The organism is Glaciecola sp. 33A, assembly GCF_002836745.1.
Taxonomy (GTDB): domain Bacteria; phylum Pseudomonadota; class Gammaproteobacteria; order Enterobacterales; family Alteromonadaceae; genus Glaciecola.
On record NZ_PJAR01000037.1, the window covers coordinates 1 to 23228 of the forward strand.

A 23228-nucleotide genomic window follows, 5' to 3' on the forward strand; every position below is an offset into this window, starting at 1 on the left:
AAGATGGGTAGCGATATCCGGCATAAATATTGGTCTTTTTCATGCCCTGATTATCGCACGTTTCTGAGTCTGTTCGTCAACTTGACAGTACCCGCTTGGGACAAGCTCCAAAACCCGCCCAAAGCCTTATAGCTGGTAATGCCATTTACCCATTAACAAAAAATGCAGAAATTCCACGCTTATTAAAAGCTTAAAAAAATCAGTAAAACAATTTTTTCGGATATTTGAGGAGCGCTCAAAATATCATCATTTATGATGATAACAACTGTCTAGATTTACTGTTATGTTCAATTTAGTCTACTGAGTTGTGAAAATTCTTAACGACATTTTTAGCATACTGGGCAGGTATAGCGATAGTGTTCTGATGCTTTAACTGTTATGTCACTAAGTTGTTATTGTCGGTACTACGATAAATACGCAGACAGCAAAATAATTACCCTGAAAGCTGGCTAAAGTTAACACTGTAAGCTAGGTTTTAGTTGAACAATGCTGAACAGCAATAAAAAGTCATTCTTGTTAGCGCTATTTGGGCAAGATGGAAAAGAGCATATTACTGATTATATTACGAGTGGAAGCAAGGGCCTGTCTGCACTTCTTGCGAAATGTTGTTGGCAGAACATAGCAAAAGGCAAAATATCTACAGCCGAAAAAAGCGCAAAAAAGTACGTTAAACGAGCTTATACAGAAAAATATACCCACAAAATATGGAGTGTTAACTATGTCTCTTGCAAGTTTTTACCCAGTCCATGAAGCTGCTGCTAATAGCTACTGTACTGTTACCCTACCGACTCAAACTATCGACCCTGAAACAGGGTTGGTTAAGCAAACCCTTAATCAAATCCTTATGGACGGTTACAACCGTGTGTACATTGATAATACCAATGCGGTATATTCGGACATTGTTGCGGCTGAAGCGGCTAACTCAGCCAAGTCGCCTTTCACCTCAGATGGCAACCCCATAAATTGGAACGGCAATACCCCACATGTCGCAGTAGTCGGTGGCGGGATGTCTGGATTGCTGACAGCCTACCAATTAAAAAAAGCCGGTATGACTGTAACTCTCTTTGAAGCAGGTTCGAAACCAACCAACGGTTCTATTGGCGCGGGGCGTATAGCACCGACTATCGTATCAGGGGGGGGGCAAAGTGCCACTGGCCAACTGGGTGCGATGCGTTTCCCATCCAATGCTTATTTATTTTGGCACTATATGAAAATCTCAGGTGCTGCCGGTGGTAACGACACCTTTACTGCCTTTCCCAATGTCGGAAAAGTGCCGACCACATTCACTGGGGGTGATCCGGGAACATCCGGCGATGAAGTCAAAGGTATTTGGAATACAGGCCAAACACATTCGCCGGCTAGTCAGAAAGAGTTGCCTGCAGCGTTTCAAACAATCAGCGAAAAACACGCTGAACGGTTTAGTCATTACAGTCCACCTGGCACCTCTCTCACAGTCCAAGACGTGGCAGATATGATCGAATGTGGCCTGACCCCTAGTTATCAATCCCAGGTCGATACATTTTGGACGGCTGCGGTTAATGAGCTTTATCATAGATCTTACCATGACTTTCTGAGTGATTCGGCTTTCAATATCGGTGGTTATAACTTTACTGCAGACCGTATCAAAAAAGTCGGCTATATAGGCATAGGTACAGGTGGGTTTGGCCCACTGTTCAGCCGTTGTGTTCTGGAAATTATACGCCTGTTTATTTGGCGCTATGATACCGAGTTTGCCGTGCCTAACTTGGGGGATCTACCCAAGAAGCTATACGACAAATGCAAGGCCGCAGGGGTTTATTTCCAATACGACACACAGTTCAAATCATTCGTCTATGATGAGGATAGAGGTAGCTACATCATCCGCTATTCTAGTAACGGTTTAATTAGTACTTCGGGTTGGAGGGATTACATCGTTCTGGCGATGACTAGCCAGGCATCCCAGGACTTGTTAGCCAACGCTCAAGCCAATTTCCCAGTATCGCGCATCAATAATTACACGCAAAATTACATCTTCCCCTTTTATGATAACAGGAGCGCGTATTCAGGTTTCAGTAGTGATATCAAACGGGACTTGGAAGGTCAAGACGGGATGGACAGTGTAAAAATTTTCCAAACTATGTCAGGCCCTGCATCAGGTGACACAGGGGCTAACTACCTACAAGTGGACCCCAACAATACGGCCTACGATGCACTGATCAAAACATGTTTTGGTAATGCCAACGAAAACGCGCCGGGTTATGCGCCACTGGGCCTAACCTATGTATTCCCGGTACATAACAACACCAGCGCAACCGGGCCTTTACTGCCGTTTAAGGACGCCACCACCTCAGTGGCACTGCACTACAATTGGGGCAGCGATGACTATGGCCAGAACTTTTGGCCAAATGATGCGGCGAATATTCAGGCGAATTTATTGAACAATGACGCAAGCGTTCAGAGCGCATTAAATTCGACTGGGAAGTTTTTTGGTAGCTCAAGTAGTGCATTCAACCTCGGCAACAACATTTGGAAAGCGATACGCAGCCGATTCTCTGGTTTTTCGGCATGGACAGGGTTTAACGCAGGACTATGGGCACCATTTACCTGGTTTTTCAAAAAAAATAATAACATCCTGAACTTCGCCATAGTGCGCTGGAGTAAAGTACCTTTCATCAAAATGGGCTTTAAACTAGACAGGCCTAGTTACGGTGCAAACTTGATCTATGCCTACAAAGTGAACACTGAATCTTATACTTATAACTATGTTTGGGATATGAAATTTTACGGTAACTATTATGTTCACCCTGCAGTCAAGAAAGTGTATTTTGCCGGCGATGCGGTCAGTAATTATGGCGGCTGGGTTGAAGGTGCATTTCAGTCGGCACTGAATACAAGCGCCGGCATCATCCAGCAAGCCGCACAGGCTGAATTTGGCGGGAGCTGGACCAGCAAAGTTGATACGACCAATATCAATAATCTGGTCCAAAATGCACCAGACCCCTATTCATATTAAACGCCACTAATACGGTATTCATATAAAGCTCGGAGGGTAGAAAAATGCAATCACGAAGGGAATTTATAAAACACACTTTAATGACAGTGGCGGGGGCTGCTATCACACCAAAACTCGCAGCACTGGATAGAGCGACAACATTTAATCCATACAATTGTAACGCAAACTTTGTACTGGACAGTGGGTGTAAGTCTGTGATGTCGTCATCACTTGGCTATAATAATCTCGACCGCCAGTTAAAGGTGCAGTGGCGGTCGATCAGCGGGCCTAGCATCTGGGCGGGTGACAATATTCAGATGCACAGCCGATATACACCTTTTCAGCAAGGCGCAAGTCTTGATATCCCCGCACTCGGGCGCGCGGTGCAAAAAAACACTCCCAAAAATAAATCCTTTGCCCTGTTGCAGAATGCAGTCGTGACTGGGGTCAGACCTTACGGCATGCTGATCAATATGGAAAAAGTGCAACGCAAAGGTATCGACGAACTGTCTTTGAATGGTTTTGCCCGTCAGTCGGTCAAACCCACCTTCACCGTAAACTCGTCGGGCTATGCCGCAGAGAATAGCTGGCTTGCACCCATGGTCAAGTCTGCCGGTTTGTTTATCGACGAATGTCTGCACGAGGATAAACACGAGCGAGATGTGACGCGCTTGAATGCGCTACTAGAGACACACCTGTCCAACATTGAGATTGATGTTGCCTTTGGTCTGTCTGGGGCCGGGCAGTATGCCGATCTTATTGACGCAGAGGCTGTGGATAGGGTGGCTATTTATGGCGACCCTATATTGTTGCAGCAGGCGCTGCAGGTCGCTCACCAAGGTCATCATTTTTCCAGTAAGTACCAAGTTATCTCACTGCAAGATTTTATGCAGGTTGACACCCCATCCTTTTTCACTTCTCAGATGCTACAAGTGGGCAATGCAGCCGCAGGCAGCAAAGGCGTGGACAAGGTCTTAGAAGATTTCACCAAGGTCATGACTGAAGCTGATGCCTTTGAACTAGTGGCTCCGCAATCCATTAACACTGAAGAGCGAAAACATCTGCAGGTCGCTTGGTCGAGCCTGCAAGTCACCCATGACGCCGATGCTTATGCCCATACTCCAGGCATCGACTATGTCACTGATGGTGGCCTTTTGTCGCGCTTTGGCGTTGATTTGCAAGCGGGCCTGCAACTCTATGATGCGACGTCAGCGGACTATTTGCATAACACGGCAGCCAACGCCATCTGGCGAAGTAGAAGGCGCTGGTTGCTCAGGCAGAAAATCTTGACGGGACATATAGCTTAGTCCGCATGATAAAACGCTTTTATGCGGACATGGTTTAATATAAAACCGTGCATGACGTGATCATCATACTTTTCCGTATGGCACCTATAATCATCGTGGTCAGGACAATGAACAGTGACACCAATGGGTAAGCACACCTAGAATCTTTACGCAGGATATTATCCTCTTAATCGCCGTACCTTTTCTCGGTCATAAAAAGGAATTTTGCTTACAAACTAGGCGTCAAATAAGTTTTCCTTGTTCAATTATGAATTAGCGTGGTTATTATACAATCGCTAATCAGTACAATAAGCTAACGATGTGATATAGCATTAATAGCCTGGATAGAATGAGTATTTAACTGTGGGGTTAGGGAATATATGGGTACTTCAGAAACTAAATACAAACAACTCCTTTATGTAACAGAATGTTTAAGTCATGGACTTGACTCCTCTCAAATGCGGTCAACTCTAGGTGAAGCATTACTCAAATTATTAGACGCTGATTATTATGCCTCTTATATTTGGAATTCAGCAGGCAGTCGATTTGGAAAAGGGGTCTCGATTAACATGGACAAAAAAAAGCTTAATGAGTATGAGCAATATTATCAGTTTCATGACCCCATTACCTATAAACTGCAAAAGCGTAAACGTGCAACGTGCGTAAATGAGGTTATTGATCAAAAGGAATTAGAAAGAACGGAGTTTTATAATGACTTTTTAAGCCATGATGGTTTGCACAGTGGGGTTAATTTATATGCCTACGACTGCAGTAATAATAATATAGGCGACATCAGAATTTGGCGCAATAAAAAGCGTCAAGCCTTTGATCGCACATCGGTCGATTTGCTTCAAAGGATCAGCCCTCATTTCACAAACTCATTACGTAATATGCATAGATGTAGTGAAACAAATAGTGAAGAAACCAGTCAAGACACTTCAATTATTAACGCCTCATGGGATTTAGCATTAATTGCAAAAGAATTTTCATTCACCGGACGTGAGGCAGAAATTGTTAGAGAGTTATTGAGAGGAAAAAAAGACGAAGATATTGCGAATCAGCTCTGTATTGCTTGCTGTACTCTTCGAACCCACGTTCAACATATTTACGCAAAAACTAGCGTTCACAATCGCACTTCTCTATCCCACAAAGTGCTAAATAAACTCACTGGTTTCAAATAATTCTAAATCATGAACTAAAATGAACATCAAGCGCATGGGCCGCTCGATGTTCACTTTGTGTACAAACTCGGCATGTGCAATCTTTTAGTCAAACCTGTAAGTTACAGATAAACCAAATGTGCGTGGATCTCCAAAAACTGCCACTACGCTAGAGGCAATAGTATAGAGATGCGACACATATTCTTTATCAGTCAAATTCCTACCCCATAGAGACACATCGAGTGTTTCATCACTGTTAGTCCACGTAATTCTAGCATCCAGTAGATTAAATTTAGGCTGTATTGCCCAAGGGTCCAACTCCCCTCTCTGATCGTCAGTAAATCGATAATTTAGACTAGTATTAATCTCGGCACCGCTATCCAAAGGTATATAATAATTTAAGTCAATATTATATTTAACCTCTGGGGTACGAATGAGATCTTGTCCTTCTTGATTCGGAAAAGCCGTGCCAGGAATATTGGTCTCTTCAAACTCACTATCTTGGTAAGCATAAAAGCCAGATAATATGAGGTTATCGCTAATTATCCAAGTTGCTTCTAATTCAATCCCAGCGATGTTGGCATCTCCAGCATTAAAAGTTTGAAAGGTCCCAAATGAGGCGCCAGTCGTTAATGGTCCGAACGTTTGAATTTGTAGTCCCTCATATTCGGTATAGAATAATGCGGCGTTAAGTCGAAATAGATCGCTTAAATCCGACTTAAAGCCAAACTCAAAGTTAGTAGATTCTTCTTGATCTAGGGGCTGTGTGAATTCAATGCCTTGAGGTGCCGCGGCAAATCCTCCACTTTTAAATCCTTCAGCATAGGTAAAATATACATTGGTTTGGTTTGATACTTGATAAGCTATCGAACCTTTAAGTGTCAATGCATTCCAATCATCTTTAACCGTGTTAGAGAACGTTTGATTAATAATAACAAAGTCCCCTGCAACAGCCTCGTTATCAATCTCTTTCTCTTCATAGCTGTAACGCCCCCCCAAGGTTAATGTCCATTGCTCATCAAGTTCCCAATCGAACTGACCAAATGCCGCGTAGGAAGTTGCTTCATTGACTTGCCGATACCAATCGGTCAACCCTCCATCTGCGTCAGGTGTACAGTCGCTGGGTGTCGGGTCATTATCAAAACATTCGGTTCTATCCGTATCCTCTTTTGAATACCAAAGACCAGAAACATACTCTATGCTGTCACCTATCGATGAAACCCACCGAAATTCTTGGGTAAATTGCTCGGTAACATCAAAGATATCGTCATTCACAAGGCCAAATACAGAAGACGGAAGCGGAGACGCTGGGGTTCCGGTGGAATCCATATTCCAATCATTTTCACTTTCGCGATACGCTGTGATAGAGGTCAACTCTCCTGACTTGAAGTCCCAAACTAACTTACTACTAACACCCCAAGCGGCTTTTTTGACAAAACCATCTACTGGACCAGCGGAACATTCAGGTCCTCTTCCAGCACATAGTTCGGCATAGCTTCCCGGCACGTTGGTGGCCCAAAATGCCGGGTCACCCGGTTCACCTGTATCAATTGGGATCCTCGCACTATCCTGAACATCAAGCTGATTATAATCGGCTGAGAAAAGCCCAGTGAATGTATCTCCACTATATTGTAACTGCCCGCGAACGACTTGAGCATCATCATCTTTTTGTTTTTTATTTAGGAAGACATTATCTACCCATCCATCACGCGTTCTCGAGTTAAAGGAAATTTTACCAGCCCAGTCATCTGATAAAGGGCCAGTGACAAGACCGCCCAACTCTTTTAACCCAAAATTGCCGAGCGTAGCTTTAACTTTGCCCTCAAACTCATCTGTATTGGGCTTACTTGAAGTAATATTAATCGCCCCGCCTATCGTGTTCTTTCCGAATAAGGTTCCTTGAGGGCCGCGTAACACCTCTATGCTTTCAAGATCGAATAATTCTGGATTAACATTTGACACACGTCCTAAATAGACGTCATCGATAAACACAGCTACCGAACTATCCGTACCCGCTCCATCGTCATTAGACGATGCCCCACGCAGGGCCAATATATTTTGGCCCGGTGAGAACGGTGAAAAGGTTAATCCCGGTACTCTTGTAGCGACATCGGTTAAATCGTGAATACCTGATCTTTCAATTTTTTCCGCGCTCAATGCCGTAACGGCAATGGGCACTTCCTGCAAATTTTGTGTCCTTCGCTGAGCGGTAATATTTATTATTTCAAGTTTTGCGTCTTGCTCTTCATCTGTGACGTCTTGAGCTTGTGCTTGCGTATGCGACATGGATAAGATAGCCATTGCTACGCATCCTGCTATGTACTTTTTTTGTTTACTCATAATGTGTTGCTCCCATTTTATTATGTTTTGGTTATGTGCTTAAGAAATTCATTGCTTATCTATTCATAAAACTGCATTGCTAAAAGGCACTTAACTCAATCGTTCAAATACCTAACTAAACGTGCTCATCCAACATCACTAATAGGTTAGTCACCTTCAGAATTGCTGTATAAAGATTCTTTTTAAACTATGCTGCTTAGTACTTACTGGTGCATTTAATACAAGTGAAGAATAATGTATGTCACGCCACTCAGTAAGGACTTAACAAAACACTGATCTTATAAGTGACTCTAATTCGGCGCCGATGGAGAGAAGCCTTCGGTCACTGCCTGTTGGCCCGTCAATTTCGATACCAAATGGCAGCCCATCATCACTGTTGCCTAGTGGGATGCTCAAACCTGGAATACCGGCATTACTGCTGGGATCAGTATTGTGTATATAACTTTGAAAAGTGGGAACTCTCTTGCCGTTTAGTTCGACTGTTTCCGAACTACCATTGATAGGTCTTGCTGATAACGGTGTCGTTGGGAAGATAATTGCTTCAACATGGTTGCTATCGAAATATGTGGTATACAGTTTCTGAAGTGCGGGTCTTGCGACGTTAATTGCATTCTGGTAACTTTCTTCTGTGATACTCCCATTTAGCGACATCTCTAAGATACCTTTCACCTCAGGATCGGAAATTTTCTCTAACAAACTATCAACCGTCTCCTGTGGATAGTTATGCTTAAGATAAGCTTTAAGCAGTTCTTTAGTTTCATGAAGCACTACAGGAAATCCTACCAGCTCATTTAATTCACTTATATTTTCAAGATCCGCATAAACCAGCTCTACACCCACTTGTTTTAACTGTTCTAAAAATAACTCTGCTCTTTTAGCAATAGTGGGCTCTAAGTTTTCATAAAAATATTTACTAGGAACACCAATTCTTAATTTAGCCAAAGATACTTGACCTAACTTTTCAATTTCGTTACTCAAAACTTCGTCAACTACTTGAGCGTCTTTGACCGAATTTGTAATTAGCCCGACAGTGTCGCGTGTGTGAGAAATAAGTGTTAATCCGTTTGAAGAGTACCTATTAACAGTTGGTCTAAATCCAACCAATCCATTTAATGCAGCAGGGATCCTGACTGATCCACCTGTATCGGTCCCAAGACCAATCGTTGCCATGTTAAGTGCCACTGCCGTAGCTGTTCCTCCACTACTTCCACCAGCAAAACATGTTTTTGAGATTGCATTGGCAACGGCCCCAAAAGTCTTATTCGCACTAGTGACTCCATATGCAAGTTCATGCATATTGGTCTTTCCAATCACTATTGCTCCGGCGTTCTTTAACTTCGTCACTACCGTTGCATCTTTATCAGGTATGAAATCTTTGAGCGCGAGTGTGCCTGCGGTGTTTGGAAGGCCTGCGACATGAATATTATCTTTCACGGCGACAGTAATCCCATCTAACGGCCCTACAACCTCACCTTTTGCTCGACTAATATCTTGGTGTTTAGCTTGATCTAATGCCCTATCATAGTCAGTTGTGATAAATGCATTGAAATCGGCGTACCATTTGATATTGGTAAACGCTTGATGCACTAATTTTTCACTGTTTAAGGTGCTGTTTAATATTAATTTTTGTGTTTCATTAATGGTGAATTTATTTGTCGACATTTTTCTTTTATCCAATTGATATTAATCAGCAAACTAATTAGTTGTATTGAATGTAAGTTAATTATTTCGCTGATTGAATCATCGAAATTGATGATATTTTGAAATACTAGATGTCCGTCAGCTAAGATTAAGACCAAGAAAGATATAAAACTTTAGATGGGGCATTGCAGAGAAATTAATCTGGTCAAAGACAGAAACTAAAGGGTTACCTAAAAAAGCGCCTTCACTTTACTGGGCATATTATGCCATTGCCAAATTAGGCGGGTGGCACAACAGTAAACGAACAGGAATTGTTGGTTGGGAAGCTTTGTGGAAAGGATGGTTTGCACTGAGCCAGCATCTAGAAGGTGCGAGATTTATGCGAAACCAGTTACAGGATATGTGATCAAGAGACAGATGCTGACACGGGGGATAGTGATCTCCTTCCTTTTCACAACGGGTCTCATCAATGGGGAGTGCCCCGTGTTCATTACCAAAACCTGTAGGGTCATTTAGGGCAGTGATAGGTATTTTTATTCGATATCTTTGGAAAATAGTTAACGCTTATTTCAACACTTCCATCAAACCGATATGGTTGGCTAACAAAAGGACCAATCGTGCATTCACACTTTCACTTTGTTCTCTATTTAATTGCTGATGTACATCGGTCAGCGAGGTGTAAAACAAATCAGGGGGAGATAAATTTGGCTTGGTATTGAGTCTCATTTTTACGCCTTAAATGTTTTGCTTTTTCTATCAGATAGTTCAGCATCCAATTCGAAACCTAGGGCCTTACGCATCGCTTTTTCTAGGATTTATGACCAACACTGACGCCAACGTCCTGAAATCATTTGATCCGGTCTAAACAGATAGGTTGTGTTATGTTTGAGATCATATCTTTCAAAGAGCGCACCTTTAGTGCAATCAATCTTGGTCACTTTACCGATAATTGTGGCTGAAAGGGTTATTTGCCCAGTGAGTAGTATTTTAAGATTGACAACGCCTGATAAATTAATAATTTCAGTGATTTCTTCTGGACCTATAGAATATAGTGCGACTAAAATAACAAACTGGTTACCAAGATGGGAGAGGAACCATTGTTCTTCGCCAGAAACACTGATGGGGGATCTTTGGGGTACACTACCAGGGCATAGTAAGCTCTCAAAATTGCCCTGTTCGGAGCTGTTTAAAGACGAATCTGTAATTGGCATGGCGTTGACAAACCCTCACTATTGACCAAGGTTTTGGCAAACTCAAATTGTTTGGCGAAGCGCAAGGCTTGATCCCGAAACACCCGACTTATGTGGTTTTTAGGCCTAATGAAATCAGTCGCTCTTGTTGAGTTCAGAATGTTTTCTTTAGCACCTTGTTGACGCTCCGTATTGTACGTTTCAATTAGCGCTACAGGAGCCTGACGCTTTAACACGCTGCCACTTTCCAGACTAAATTCTCTGCTGATTATATACAACCATTTGCGCCACGTGCACCAAAAGGAGAGACCTGATGCGCCGCGTCACCAACAAAAACGACCTTATTGTGGATAAAATGATCCATCTTGTGACATCGAAAGGTGTAAACACTAGACCATTCAATATCAAATTCCGCTTCTGGGCCAAGCATTGCTTGGATACGGGGACCGATAACCTGTTCCTGTTTTTGATGTTCCGGATCGGCATCCTAGCCAAGTTGTAGGTCAATACGCCATAGGTCGTCAGGTTGTTTGTGCGGTAATACAGACTGTTCATTATTTCTAGCATACGTTTAGCAAAGCAAATAGCCCGTGAACCCACACTGACAGTATTATTGTCATCCAATACCACTGTGCTGATGCCATGCAATGCAAAATCTATTGCTAAGGCTAGGCCGCCAGGACCATCCCCCACTATCACTACAGGATGATGCACCGCTTCCTTAGCATTCAAATCAGGATGACTGACGTAGGTATAAACTGGATTTGTATAAGTTTTCTGCATAAAAAGGCGCCCATCAAATCTCGAAATAAATTCTCAGATGAGATTAATATAATAATAAAATCACATCTAAATTGAGATTAAATTAGATAAAATTCCATTTATTATTTATATTTAATCTCATGCGAGAATGTTTATTTAATTTGCATTATCAATATTATTTATTTACTTAACTCAAGTCGAGGTTACTCTTATGTCTATAAAGCCGTTTGCATCATCTGCAGATCTAGGTGAAAAAACTGAAATTCTTGAAATGCTTGCCGATGGCGTTTATGCGCTAACCGCTGAGGGTGACCCAAATGTTGGCGCTATTGAAGCAGAAGGTTTCGTTATCGCGTTTGAAACCAGAGCGACACCTATAGCGGCTAATGATTGAATAGAAATATTACGAGAGCATACCGATAAACCAATAAAATATCTTGTTCTCTCTCACTATCATGCCTTACGAGTGTTGGGGCATCCGCTTTTGGTGCAGAATCCATTATCGCTCATGAAAAAACGAAGTTTTTGATTGAAGAATCCGGTATGCAGGACTGGGGAAGTGAATTTGGCAGAATGCCAAGACTTTTCAGAGAGCCAGACGGTATTCCCGGACTCACTTACCCTGATATTGTTTTTAATGAACGTATCGAAATACCTTTAGGTGGTGAGCGCGGAAGCCTAATTTTAGAACATTGTGGCAGAGGACATAACGCTGGAAACATAGTAGCCTGGTTGCCTAAACACAAAATATTGTTTGCTGGTGATTTAGTTGAAGCGGCAGCAGCCTTGTATACTGGTGATGCGTTTCACTTTGACTGGTCGTCGGGCACGTTGGACAGAGTAAAAGCTTATCAGGCAGACATTTTGGTTGGCGGTCGCGATGCTGTAGCAAAAGGGAGAGATAAGGTTGATGCTGCCATAGAGCAAACCCGTGGGTTTTTGAATGGTATGATCGAAAAAGTTGGAGAAGTCCACAGAAACGGCGGAACATTGAAACAAGCATTTGATGAAACCCATACCTTGCTTGCCCCTAAATTCGGAATGTGGCCAATCTTCGAGCACTGCCTACCATTTGATATGAAAAGTCTTTGGGACGAATTTGATGGTACTGACTGGCCACAAATTTGGACGGCAGAAAAAGACCAAGAAGTGTGGGATCAACTGCAAAATTAGCCAGTGATTTATACCAATCACTATAAGTAATGACTGTTTACTCTGACAATTTTAAAAATGCTCAAGATAAAAGATGTGTGACTTTATCAGCTGTGATAAAAATGTCGTTCAAACTTTTAATTTGGAGCAACTAATCTTGAAAGAACGAGGGAACAGAACGGTTATGTTGAATCAATTTGTTCCCTAAAGAATGGTGGATCTTGCCTCCAATATCAGTAATGGCTGTTCAAAAATTTATCGTTCCGAGTTTGACATTTCTATTTCAGAGTGGCGGATCTTGGCGCGCTTAGCAGAACATGAAAAGCTTAATGGCAAAGATATTGGCAGGATCACCTTTATGGACAAATCTAAGGTATCTAGTGCCATAAAAATACTCGAAGAGAAACAACTCATTCATAGAAAAAAAGCTGTAGAAGATAATCGAGCGGTTTATTTGTCTCTGTCAGAAAAAGGTAGAGAAATGTATGCTGAGATCGCCCCCAGAGCTTTAGATTGGGAAAAAGAATTAATAGAAGCATTAGACGTCAGCGAGTACCGAGATTTAATGCGGATCATGGAAAAATTAGATAAAAAAGTATTAGAAATGGAACAAGGTAGCTTTGGCGTGCAAGAAAACTGCAGGGCCAAAGATTAATATAGTTGGAGATGTATTGTAAAAGACATTAAGCCACTCAGTTATAAACTTGATGGTGCAGGCCAGATATATACATATTTATATCGTAGTGATAATTTCACTATAAATTTCCAAACAGGTTTATGCCCCTCTCCAAAGGGCACGTAACTTTAATTTTATGAACCTTACAGAAAAACAATGTCAAGGAGTACTAACGGTTATTCGGCATTTGAACGATAGTTTGGATGCTCACAAAATACGCAAAAATGCGGATACATGTTTACTAGAGTTACTTTCAGCCGATTATTTTGCTTCTTTTTTATGTGGTGAAGAAAAAGCAAAATTTATTGAGCCCTTATTCTTGAATAGGTCAGAAGATAATCTGGCGATTTATCAACAATATTTTCAATATAATGACCCCATTACTCCTATAATGCAAAAATACAAAGATGCCGTCACTGTTAATCAAATAATGGATCAAAGTGACTTACTTAAAACAGAGATTTTTCGTAAGGTACTGTCACTTTGAACTAGTCACGTAATTATCATCAAACGAAAAAGCATATAAAAGTGCGACTGCAATGATGTAAATAACGATGATAACAAATCCCAATTCAGGATACCCTTCGACACGAAGAATGCCAGCCATGGCCGCGGGTCCCAGCGCGCTGCCAAAACTTAAATAGGCAGGCGCAGCAGTCACGCTGCTACCAGTAGAATCGATTGCAGCTAGAAAACCATAAAAGCTGGTAACAATAAAAAGTGTGCCAAACTGGAAAATCCCAGCCGCGACAAAAAAGCTTTCATTGGCAATTTTTTGGCTGGCTAATAACACTGCGCTACCCGATATTATTAGCCCCATGGTAATAGACATTTTGCGGCCAAATTTGGCCGCAAACCGAGTGGCGGAAAATGGAGCCGCGAGGCTTAAAAGCTGGCCAATAATAAGAAAAAAACTGATTTCTTGGATGCTAAGGCTTTTTTCGACTCCCATCCGTTCCATATAAGCCCAAGCGCCTTGACAACCGATAAACAAGACGCCAAGTGATAACAATGGCAACAAATAACGTTTTGTATTGACGGCGGTTGGCGCAATAGCACATTTAATAGCCTCTATAGACGAGAAATTGAATATCAGTAATGCCAAAAAGCCAATTGATGCTGTAATGACTACCATAATGAACACACCTGACACTCCAAACTGAGTAATGCTGTGTGGTGTTGCAGCAAAAAGTAAAATACCGAATAGGGCTATTGATGTTTGCGATATAGCAAAATATTTATCAGGTGTATCAGTTCTGGATATTGCATTGTTCAAAGAAGCTAACAACAAACCCTCTCCAAAACCGGAAATTCCCCTGCCAGCAAAAAGCAGAATGGTATTGTCTGTGGTTGCTGAGATAAAATTTGCCGCGACAATGACGGCCAAACCAGACGCAATAACATGTGTTAACCCAAATTTATCTATTCGGGATGCAGCCAGTAATGCGGCGATTACTGAGGCGAATAGTTGAGTTGACCCCATATAACCAGCAAGGGTAGAAGATATATCATAGGAATCGATCACTCCGCCAATCCACAGTGGCATCGAAAACAACCCTGAATATGCAGCGCACGATAGCAAAGCAATGGCACAGGGTAAGGCGAATTTATTCATTGAAGTATTAGTTAATTTCACTTTCTCTCCTTTTCTCTAATTTCACATTTCTGTTGAAAGAAAGCCATCATCAAAATCAATGATTTTTATCGTAAATAACACACATTTTGGGCCACCGGATAAGCAATTTGTTCTACAAGTAAAGTGGAAAGAATTATATATCTGTAAAGCGTTTACCCGTTTGAGCCATTGGCGATCCCACGGAACTCCCTGAGTCTTTCAAGTTGGGCGACACCAAAGATCTGGATGGCTTTCCACCCTTTGACGCCAGATAAAACAGCAGACATAGTCAGGAAAATAATATCGAGTAAATCATAATGTTTGTTGTTATCGATACGGCTATCTTCGAGGTTTTCAAAACAGGCTAAAAAAGACATAAACTGACTACAGGTAACTAACTTAGACGAACTGATCCGTTGTTCACCATAAAATTCACCGCCTGTTATATCATTTTGCGATCAGTATTACGTTTATTATAACTTAAAGTGTGATCCTGCCCTGAAAAATGGCGTTATCACTTGTTTCTATGGATGTTATTTTGCGATCTAAGCGGATGAAAATATGCACAGGGATGAACTATCTTGTTGGCATTACAGCAACAAGCGTCGCGGATTATGTCCCAATTGCAGAGCTAGGATAATGGCTGAAAGTGCAGCGCTACTGGCAGATGATGTGCTACATGGCTACTCTGTTCGCAAGTGAGTATTGAGCTTACCCATTTCACTAGGCTTGTTACTTGTGTTTTTAGTTTCCTGAAGGGCATAGTTGCTTTCGCTTCTTATTTAAGTAGCTCGCACACCTTGAACAATGTCTGCCGCCATAAATAAATGTAGCGGACCAAGGCAACTCGATCCCTTCGCCTGACGAATTAAGAGTGCGAAGAATGATGGAAATTTCTTCTCCATCATTTGTTATTGTTTAACTATAGGGAAATTTATCGCCGAGTTTAAAACTAATTATTAAAACACGGCTAAGATGCTAGAAGTTTTAATTATCTTTAAGTGCTTTTTTGCTATAAATGGCATATGTGCAAAATATCGCACATATGCACTTTTTTTAGAGTACGGCGCAACCGATACGTCCGCCCGCAGCCCCAGTTGGCTGTGTTGTAAAATCATCTGCCTTTTCATGGATAATGAGAGCCGCACCGTCGTCATCAATCAAAGCAGGAAGACCATAGTCGCCCCTGATAGAAACACGCTCATTGACCACAGTAAGCGTGCCTATGCCATCACTTGTAACTTCAATGTTCATCATGTCACCCGCATGAGGACCATCTGGTGACATTGTGCCATGGGAAACGTTAGTTGGGTTGAAGTGACCACCTGAAGACGTGAAGCCAGGCGCTTCGCAAAGGCCTTTTTCATGAAAATGCATCGCGTGGGTTCCTGCACCGTCTAAACCGCTTATGCTGATGGTTACCTGTATTCCGCCTTCAGCTAAGTCTGTCAAAGAAACAGAACCTAAGGTTGTGCCGTCTGCCATTTTAATGTCGCGTACAAGTGCTTCAACCTCTGGTATTTCAGTTGAATCAGGCATAACTTCAACCTGTGACATCGCCTCAGTCTCGGCGGAATCAGCCTCAGGCGGAGCCGACGGAGTACAGGCTAATATTGTGCAAGCAGAACCTAGAATAAGCGCAGTTTTTATATATGTCATAAAAGATCTCCATTGAAATAATCGTAAATAATATAGCTAGTATAACATGCTTATCAATCTTATTAAGACAGCACTCTTCAAATATTTAAAAATTATTGTAACTATTTCATGTGAGTTTCGTAATGTCAGTCGACACTAAAAAAGATAGCCACAATCGTTTTTGCATCTTTAGATGGGAAATAGGTCAGCATCCATCTTATTTTATGCTACGTATCATCTGTGTTCTTATTGCACTGCGTTAGTGGTAATCTATGGCTGACGTATCCCTATAATAATCAACTAATAAGTGGTCACAAACATTATGAGTAAATTACTTAACTGGTTTGCAGTGCTAAGTGCGTTGGGATTTCCACTTGCACTCGCCGGATTTAGACTGGGCCTGTACCAATTTGGCACAAGTTTTAAGCTTTTAAACTATTCGTTTTATTTGGCAGTTGCCGTGCTTTTAGTCGGCCTTGTGCTATTTTTTATACACCGGCGCTCTAAACCAACGAGCAGTCGAAACGCCCTAATAGCAGTAGCGATAAGTTTAATACCAATTGTGGGCTTGGGCTCTCAGGTATTTGTCGCAAGTTCGGTACCCGCAATTCATAACATTTCTACTGATATTGTCGACCCTCCTCAGTTTCGCGCAATTGTTGATCTTCGCGGCGCAGGCACGAATCCTCTGGCATATAGTATTGAGAACGGCAATCTAGGTGAAATTCAGAGAAACGCATACCCGGATATCAAGACAATTACGGCAGACACCGACATAGTTAACGCCTTTGATAAAGCTGTTTTTGTCGCCGGGAGTTTAGGTTGGGACATCGTCAATAAAACCATAGGTTGGGAAACCGTCAATAAAAATCAAGCCCATGAGGGCATCATCGAAGCGACACAAACAACCACTTTATGGCAATTTAAGGATGACATCGTTATTAGACTGCGGTCAAATTCGCAAACGCCAGATACTACCTATATCGATTTGCGCTCAGTGTCGAGGATTGGCCAAAGTGATTTGGGCGCCAATGCGAAAAGAATTCAACGCTTTATAGATCAATTCAATAGCTAAAAGTACATCAGCAAATAGCGGGTGTAGAGCAAAACAAGTCATTTGCTACAGGGTAATCAGTGCTGCCCTGACGTTAAGGTGGTCTTGACGTTTGGCTTAACTTCAACATGGGTGACATTCATACAGAGCTGACATTTATGCAAAATTACAACTAACCGAAGCGTTATTGGGCAGTTTGGGTAAAAACGACAGGTCGTTTTATGATTATTTGAAAGAATAATTTCCTAATAAGGGTCTACTAAGCCAAGCTAGTGTCTGCAGCAACACTGTTTGTATATGATCACTTAATGTCAGACAGCGTAATGATACTGTTTTAACTAATTACATGGATTTATCAAATATGCGACGAAATTCGTCTACACCGCGCCACACGGTTGTTGCGCTATCTATCCTGCTTTCACTTTTTTGTTTTACAGTCGCGGCTCAGCAGACAACAGAAGCGTCAATTGAAGTCATTAAGGTCACTGATAGTGGGTCTAATGCGAGTTTAATGTCACCTAAAGAGGCTTTAATCAATGGCCCCTTTGGCGATGGCTTAACCATCAAAGATATTCCTCGTTCGATAACCCCCATCTCGGCTCAAATGATGGAAACACTGAATATCACGACCTTGCAAGATATTTTAGCCGTTAGCCCAAATACTTATGCTGCGACAGGTTTTGGCGCTCCTAGCCTACCAACCATCAGAGGGCAATTAGGCGAGTTACTGCAAGACGGCGTGAGGCGTCAAGCAGGTAACAATGGCTTTGGTGTGCCGCTATCATTCAACGCAATTGAACAAATTGACGTTGTAAAAGGACCACCTCCAGTATTATTTGGCACCAGTCAACGCAACGGTGGGTTTGTTAATTTACAGTCTAAACGAGCATCCATCACCGAACAAGACAGTCAATTTTCTGTTTTAGCAGGCAGATGGGATAGTTATCGCGCCCAAATAGATACGTCAATGGTGTTAGTTAAAAATAAAAGTGGCTTGCGGCTAAGCTATGAGCGTATCGACAATGGTGACTTTTATGATTTTAGCTCATATCAAAGCGACAGCTTGTATGGCGCACTTCTATTCGTGCCAGACTCCGACAGCACTTGGAATATTAACTTTGAATACTACGATGTGCAGTTTACTGACAACGCAGGTATAAATCGACCTACCCAAAATCTGATTGATAATGGCTTGTATATCACAGGCCAAGGTGTTCAGGCTAACGGCAGCTTCATTCCTGGCGCTGGCGCAATCATCTCACCGACGGCGCAAATTGTCATCGACAGAAACCGAGTATTAACAGACCCCGATAATATTAACAATGCAACCACCTTCTTAATGCACAGCATCTACCGACGTCAACTTAACGATAGAATAAACCTAAAAAACACGACCTATTATCAGCACCTTGAGCGTGAAGGAATTGCCCAAAATAGTTTTGTAGAGATTATTGATGCTGCTAAAACTGCGCAAAGCCGCACCGAGTTAGCATACAGTTGGAACGCCAATCAACAAAGTATATTAGCAATTGATGTTCGCTATAATAGTGTGCTCGGCTATAGTCAATTTACCACAGAAGCCGATGCGCCAATCGACCTAACTGGCCCTATCACAAATCGGCGCATCCCGCTGACGAGCGCGCAACAAGACCGCTTAGTCGAACTGCGTCCTGGCGTATTTGTTTCGCCCGGTGGGCAATACGATATTAATGGTGACGGCATGGGTGACTTTTCCCTATCAGACACCACTGATTCAAGCAGCTTACAAACCGGTTTGGCTGTGCAGCACGAGAGCAAATGGACGGACGAACTCAGCACAAGTATCGGCTTGCGACTTGATTATTACGATGTTAACGCCCAAGACCCCATTACACCGCGAGGACAAATGGCTGCTTACGACAGTATTAATGATATTCTGCTCTCTCGGCAAATTAGCGTTAGCTACGCTATTACTCCTTCGTTAACCTCATATCTTGCCACAAGTTACAATGAAGCCACCTCAAACAGCATGGCAGGAGGCAATACCTTGGGTGGTGATAACACCATTAGCGAGCTAAATTTTGCCACCGATAATAGTTTATTTGAAGTGGGCCTAAAGTATGCACCCGACGACAGCGGATGGTATATAGATGGCGCTTGGTTTAATCAAAAGAGAAGTCAGAGAAACCGAGATGGCAGCAACACAGGAATTCGTTCAACCGGTTTAGAAGTGCAAGCCTTTTATAGCAACGAGCGCTTTTGGCTCAACGCCGGATATACTTACATAGATGTGCGTTACGACAACAGCGGAGCAAGCCAAGAATCTCGACAAGTAGCCGATGCGTTTGACAACTCTCGCCCTGATATTATTCAAGGGACGGCCTTAGGCTCGCCTAACTTCACGCCATTTCCAGCATCAACTAATCGGCTACAAGGGATCCCGCAGCAAAGCTTAGGATTAAGCGCCGGTGTTAACATCAAAGAAAACTGGACCGTCGGTTTCTCGGGTATTTACACAAAGAGTTATCCCTTAGATTTTTTAGCAACGGTGATGATCCGTGACCAGTTTAGCCTCAATGTGAATACTCGTTATATGTTTAGTGAGCGGTTGGCCCTTCGTTTTGCAGTTACTAATATTACCAATGAAAAAAATTGGCGGCCCGTTTTCGAAGGCGGATTTTTTGGCTCAACATTGGTCTTTCCAGAGCTGCCCATTCATAGCGAAGTGAAGCTGACCTACTCATTTTAAGGAAGTGATAATATGTTTAAAAAATTTACCGTAGTCGTCGTTTTAGCTGCTTTAATCGCTAGCTTTTTCTACTTTGATTTGAATACCTACCTCACTTTGGAAGGTCTTAAGAGCTCCATTGAGGACTTTAGGCAGTGGCGCGACGCTTCCCCTGTTTTGGTATTAGGCGGTTTCTTCTTAATATATGTTACCGTTACCGCGCTTTCATTGCCAGGTGCAGCGATACTGACCATCACTGCGGGTGCGCTATTTGGATTAGTTGAAGGTTTGCTACTCGCCTCTTTTGCTTCAAGCTTCGGTGCATTATTAGCTTTCTTAGTATCTCGCTATATATTAAGAGAGACCATAAAAAGAAAATTTCCTGAACGCTTATCTTCGATAGATAAAGGCATGGCCACACAAGGCCCTTTCTATTTGTTTACACTGCGCCTCGTCCCCCTCTTTCCGTTCTTTTTAATTAACCTGCTAATGGGCTTAACTTCAATTAAATCATGGACCTTTTATTGGGTCAGTCAAATAGGCATGTTGGCCGGTACTTTTGTGTATGTAAACGCAGGCACGCAGCTTTCACAACTCGATAGCTTACAAGGTATCTTATCGTTCGACCTTATTCTTTCCTTTGTTCTGTTGGGTATTTTCCCCCTAATAGCCAAAACCATTATAAACATCATAAAAAAACAGCGTGTATATAAAGGTTGGAACAAACCAAAAAGTTTCGACCGCAACTTAATTGTAATTGGCGCGGGTGCCGGCGGTTTAGTAACCAGTTATATTGCCGCCGCCGTGAAAGCCAAAGTGACGTTGATTGAAGCTGGCGAAATGGGGGGCGATTGCTTAAACTACGGCTGCGTCCCAAGTAAAGCTATCATTAAGAGTGCAAAAGTACTCAGCCAATTCCAACAAGCAGAAAAATACGGCTTCGACGAGACCAAAGTGAGCTTTTCATTTGCAAAAGTCATGCAGCGCGTGCACGACATTATTGCGCAAATAGCCCCGCATGACAGTGTTGAGCGCTACACTAAGCTAGGCGTAGAAGTTATTAAAGGTTACGCTAGCTTTGTAGATCCTTGGACTGTAGAAATTGCGTTAAATGATGGCAGTAAACAACGCTTAAGCGCCCGTAATATCGTTATTGCTGCCGGTGCACGCCCATTTGTTCCGCCGTTACCGGGTATTGATGATTCTGCGTATGTTACCAGCGACACCATGTGGACAGAGTTTGCAAAACTGCAAGAGGCTCCTAAAAAACTGGTGGTGCTGGGGGGCGGTCCTATTGGCTGTGAACTTGCACAAGCATTTGCCCGATTAGGCTCTGACGTTTCTCAAATTGAACTTGCCAAACGTATAATGACAAAAGAAGACGAAGAGGTCTCTGACTTCGCCATGCGAAGCTTGCAGGACAGCGGTGTGAATGTGTTAACCGAGCACGAGGCCTTGCGCTTTGAGCAACGTGATGACAAAAAATTCATCATCGTGAAGCACGCTGAAAAAGAACTTTCGATAGAATACGATCAGTTGATTTGTGCAGTTGGCCGCGCCGCTCGTTTAGAGGGTTACGGTTTGGATATTTTGGGTATTGAAAGCGGTCGTACAATTAGTACTAATGAGTTTTTAGAAACCAAATACCCGAATATTTTAGCTGCTGGCGATATTGTTGGACCTTATCAGTTTACGCATGTTGCAGCGCATCAAGGTTGGTATGCAGCGGTTAATAGTCTATTTGGGCATTTTAAAAAGTTTAAGGTCGATTATCGCGTGATCCCATGGGTTACTTTCATCGATCCTGAAGTTGCCCGAGTAGGTATTAATGAGCAAGAAGCTATTCAACAAAAAATTGAGTACGAGGTAACGCGTTATGACTTTGAAGAGCTCGACAGAGCCATTACTGAAAGTGCAAACAAAGGCTTTATAAAAGTAATTACGTTAAAAGGCAAAGACAAGATCCTAGGGGTGACGGTTATTTCAGAGCATGCTGGCGACTTAATCGCTGAATTTGTTTTAGCGATGAAACACGGTCTTGGTCTTGAAAAAATCTTGGGTACCATTCATAGCTACCCGACTTGGGCTGAGGCTAATAAATATGCTGCTGGTGAATGGAAACGGGCGCATGCTCCCCAAGCAGTGCTCAAATTACTCGAGAAGTACCATACGTTCATAAGAAGATAATAATATGCACACATTGACAAGCTGGGCGGTCACATCTTCACGAGTAAAAGGCTATGCAATAGCGAGCATTATTTTACTCGCCATTTTTACCCCTTTAGTGCAAGCAAAAACGCTGCATGAAAGCTGGAACACCTTGTTAGCTGAACACGTAAGTCCAATCAATCAGGGCCACAGCACCGCGGTAGATTACAGCGGTTTTTTAGCACAACGAAGTCAGCTAAAGGCTTATCTTAACGAGCTTGAACAAATCAGTCTCGCAGACTTCAGTCAGTGGAGTGATGCCAAGCAATTAGCGTTTTTAATCAATGCTTATAACGCATGGACCGTAGAACTTATTCTAACTGAGTATCCGGATGTTAAATCCATTAAAGAGTTAGGTCGCTTTTTTCGGTCGCCTTGGGGAAGGTCTTTTATTCCATTACTAGGGCATACTTATAGTCTTGATGACATAGAACACGAGCTCATCAGAGGCGGCAATAAATATAAAGAGCCGCGTATTCATTTCGCGGTCAATTGCGCCAGTATAGGCTGTCCAGCGCTGCGTGAAGAAGCTTACGATGCTGATCAACTTGATGCCCAGCTGGAACAGCAAACGCGAAGGTTCTTATCAGATAAAAGCCGAAACTATGTGCAGGATAAGCAACTATATTTGTCGTCAATATTTAAATGGTACAAAGGCGATTTTGAAAAAGAGTTCAGAGGAGCAAATAGCGTAGGATCATTTTTACTATTGTATCCTGAGTCACTCGACTTGACTGCCGAGCAAATGGCTAAATTGGAGAATAAAAAGATAACAATCACTTACTCAGACTATAATTGGCAGTTAAACGATGTGAAAAAATAGGCTGG

20 protein-coding genes and 1 pseudogene are annotated in these 23228 nt (G+C 42.4%); 11 read left to right on the forward strand and 10 right to left on the reverse strand.

Going from position 1 to position 23228, the window contains the following annotated elements:
• Window positions 1–718: 718 nt before the first annotated feature.
• The 3 genes from CXF81_RS08055 to CXF81_RS08065 all read left to right on the forward strand — a co-directional run bounded on the left by CXF81_RS08055 (window position 719) and on the right by CXF81_RS08065 (window position 5438).
• Window positions 719–2992, forward strand: a complete 2274-nt coding sequence (locus CXF81_RS08055; protein ID WP_101180861.1) for an FAD-dependent oxidoreductase — start codon at window positions 719–721, stop codon at window positions 2990–2992.
• A 44-nt stretch (window positions 2993–3036) separates the two neighbouring features.
• Complete coding sequence (locus CXF81_RS08060; RefSeq protein ID WP_157825525.1) at window positions 3037–4278, forward strand: hypothetical protein; 1242 nt, start codon at window positions 3037–3039, stop codon at window positions 4276–4278.
• Between the two features lie 359 nt (window positions 4279–4637).
• Window positions 4638–5438, forward strand: coding sequence for a helix-turn-helix transcriptional regulator (locus tag CXF81_RS08065; RefSeq protein WP_101180863.1), 801 nt, complete (start codon window positions 4638–4640; stop codon window positions 5436–5438).
• A gap of 84 nt (window positions 5439–5522) precedes the next feature.
• On the opposite strand, the gene CXF81_RS08070 is transcribed toward CXF81_RS08065, so the two are convergent.
• The 7 genes and pseudogenes from CXF81_RS08070 to CXF81_RS20645 form a co-directional block, all read right to left on the reverse strand.
• The gene (locus CXF81_RS08070; protein WP_101180864.1) at window positions 5523–7757 is read right to left on the reverse strand and encodes a TonB-dependent receptor; all 2235 of its coding nucleotides are present in this window, start codon (window positions 7755–7757) and stop codon (window positions 5523–5525) included.
• A 261-nt stretch (window positions 7758–8018) separates the two neighbouring features.
• Window positions 8019–9419, reverse strand: a complete 1401-nt coding sequence (iaaH, locus tag CXF81_RS08075) for an indoleacetamide hydrolase (RefSeq protein ID WP_101180865.1) — start codon at window positions 9417–9419, stop codon at window positions 8019–8021.
• A 543-nt stretch (window positions 9420–9962) separates the two neighbouring features.
• Window positions 9963–10124, reverse strand: a complete 162-nt coding sequence (locus CXF81_RS08085) for a DUF2783 domain-containing protein (RefSeq protein ID WP_101180866.1) — start codon at window positions 10122–10124, stop codon at window positions 9963–9965.
• Between the two features lie 89 nt (window positions 10125–10213).
• Window positions 10214–10609, reverse strand: coding sequence for a hypothetical protein (locus tag CXF81_RS20040; protein ID WP_198556349.1), 396 nt, complete (start codon window positions 10607–10609; stop codon window positions 10214–10216).
• Window positions 10585–10824 carry a hypothetical protein gene (locus CXF81_RS20045; protein WP_198556350.1) on the reverse strand — a complete coding sequence of 80 codons (240 nt, stop codon included), beginning with the start codon at window positions 10822–10824 and terminating at the stop codon, window positions 10585–10587. The genes CXF81_RS20040 and CXF81_RS20045 overlap by 25 nt, the downstream gene beginning before the upstream one ends.
• Before the next feature lie 32 nt (window positions 10825–10856).
• The gene (locus tag CXF81_RS20640; RefSeq protein WP_369828669.1) at window positions 10857–11018 is read right to left on the reverse strand and encodes an FAD-dependent monooxygenase; all 162 of its coding nucleotides are present in this window, start codon (window positions 11016–11018) and stop codon (window positions 10857–10859) included.
• Window positions 11019–11146: 128 nt separating this feature from the next.
• Window positions 11147–11371, reverse strand: a pseudogene (locus tag CXF81_RS20645) (FAD-dependent monooxygenase); the annotation flags it as partial.
• Window positions 11372–11561: 190 nt separating this feature from the next.
• Here CXF81_RS20645 and CXF81_RS20055 point away from each other — a divergent pair.
• The 4 genes from CXF81_RS20055 (at window position 11562) to CXF81_RS08105 (ending at window position 13665) form a co-directional block, all read left to right on the forward strand.
• Entirely contained in the window at window positions 11562–11744 is a 183-nt protein-coding gene (locus tag CXF81_RS20055) for a hypothetical protein (protein ID WP_198556352.1), read from the forward strand.
• Between the two features lie 38 nt (window positions 11745–11782).
• On the forward strand, window positions 11783–12523 hold the full coding sequence (locus CXF81_RS08095; RefSeq protein WP_369828670.1) for an MBL fold metallo-hydrolase: 741 nt from the start codon (window positions 11783–11785) through the stop codon (window positions 12521–12523).
• Between the two features lie 190 nt (window positions 12524–12713).
• Entirely contained in the window at window positions 12714–13157 is a 444-nt protein-coding gene (locus CXF81_RS08100) for a MarR family winged helix-turn-helix transcriptional regulator (protein ID WP_232771847.1), read from the forward strand.
• Between the two features lie 157 nt (window positions 13158–13314).
• Window positions 13315–13665, forward strand: a complete 351-nt coding sequence (locus tag CXF81_RS08105; RefSeq protein WP_157825526.1) for a hypothetical protein — start codon at window positions 13315–13317, stop codon at window positions 13663–13665.
• Here CXF81_RS08105 and CXF81_RS08110 read toward each other — a convergent pair.
• The 3 genes from CXF81_RS08110 to CXF81_RS08120 form a co-directional block, all read right to left on the reverse strand.
• Window positions 13657–14814 carry an MFS transporter gene (locus CXF81_RS08110; RefSeq protein ID WP_101180868.1) on the reverse strand — a complete coding sequence of 386 codons (1158 nt, stop codon included), beginning with the start codon at window positions 14812–14814 and terminating at the stop codon, window positions 13657–13659. The two genes, CXF81_RS08105 and CXF81_RS08110, sit on opposite strands and share 9 nt — an antisense overlap.
• Window positions 14815–14966: 152 nt before the next feature.
• A complete protein-coding gene (locus CXF81_RS08115; protein WP_101180869.1) occupies window positions 14967–15170 on the reverse strand; it encodes a transposase family protein in 204 nt (67 codons plus the stop codon).
• Window positions 15171–15849: 679 nt separating this feature from the next.
• The gene (locus tag CXF81_RS08120) at window positions 15850–16452 is read right to left on the reverse strand and encodes a superoxide dismutase family protein (protein WP_232771849.1); all 603 of its coding nucleotides are present in this window, start codon (window positions 16450–16452) and stop codon (window positions 15850–15852) included.
• A gap of 301 nt (window positions 16453–16753) precedes the next feature.
• Between CXF81_RS08120 and CXF81_RS08125 the strand changes: the two genes are divergently transcribed.
• The 4 genes from CXF81_RS08125 to CXF81_RS08140 all read left to right on the forward strand — a co-directional run bounded on the left by CXF81_RS08125 (window position 16754) and on the right by CXF81_RS08140 (window position 23223).
• Window positions 16754–17506, forward strand: a complete 753-nt coding sequence (locus tag CXF81_RS08125) for a DUF1499 domain-containing protein (protein WP_101180870.1) — start codon at window positions 16754–16756, stop codon at window positions 17504–17506.
• A 340-nt stretch (window positions 17507–17846) separates the two neighbouring features.
• The gene (locus CXF81_RS08130) at window positions 17847–20213 is read left to right on the forward strand and encodes a TonB-dependent siderophore receptor (RefSeq protein ID WP_101180871.1); all 2367 of its coding nucleotides are present in this window, start codon (window positions 17847–17849) and stop codon (window positions 20211–20213) included.
• A 12-nt stretch (window positions 20214–20225) separates the two neighbouring features.
• Window positions 20226–22379, forward strand: a complete 2154-nt coding sequence (locus CXF81_RS08135) for an FAD-dependent oxidoreductase (protein WP_101180872.1) — start codon at window positions 20226–20228, stop codon at window positions 22377–22379.
• A 4-nt stretch (window positions 22380–22383) separates the two neighbouring features.
• A complete protein-coding gene (locus CXF81_RS08140) occupies window positions 22384–23223 on the forward strand; it encodes a DUF547 domain-containing protein (protein ID WP_101180873.1) in 840 nt (279 codons plus the stop codon).
• Window positions 23224–23228: the final 5 nt, after the last annotated feature.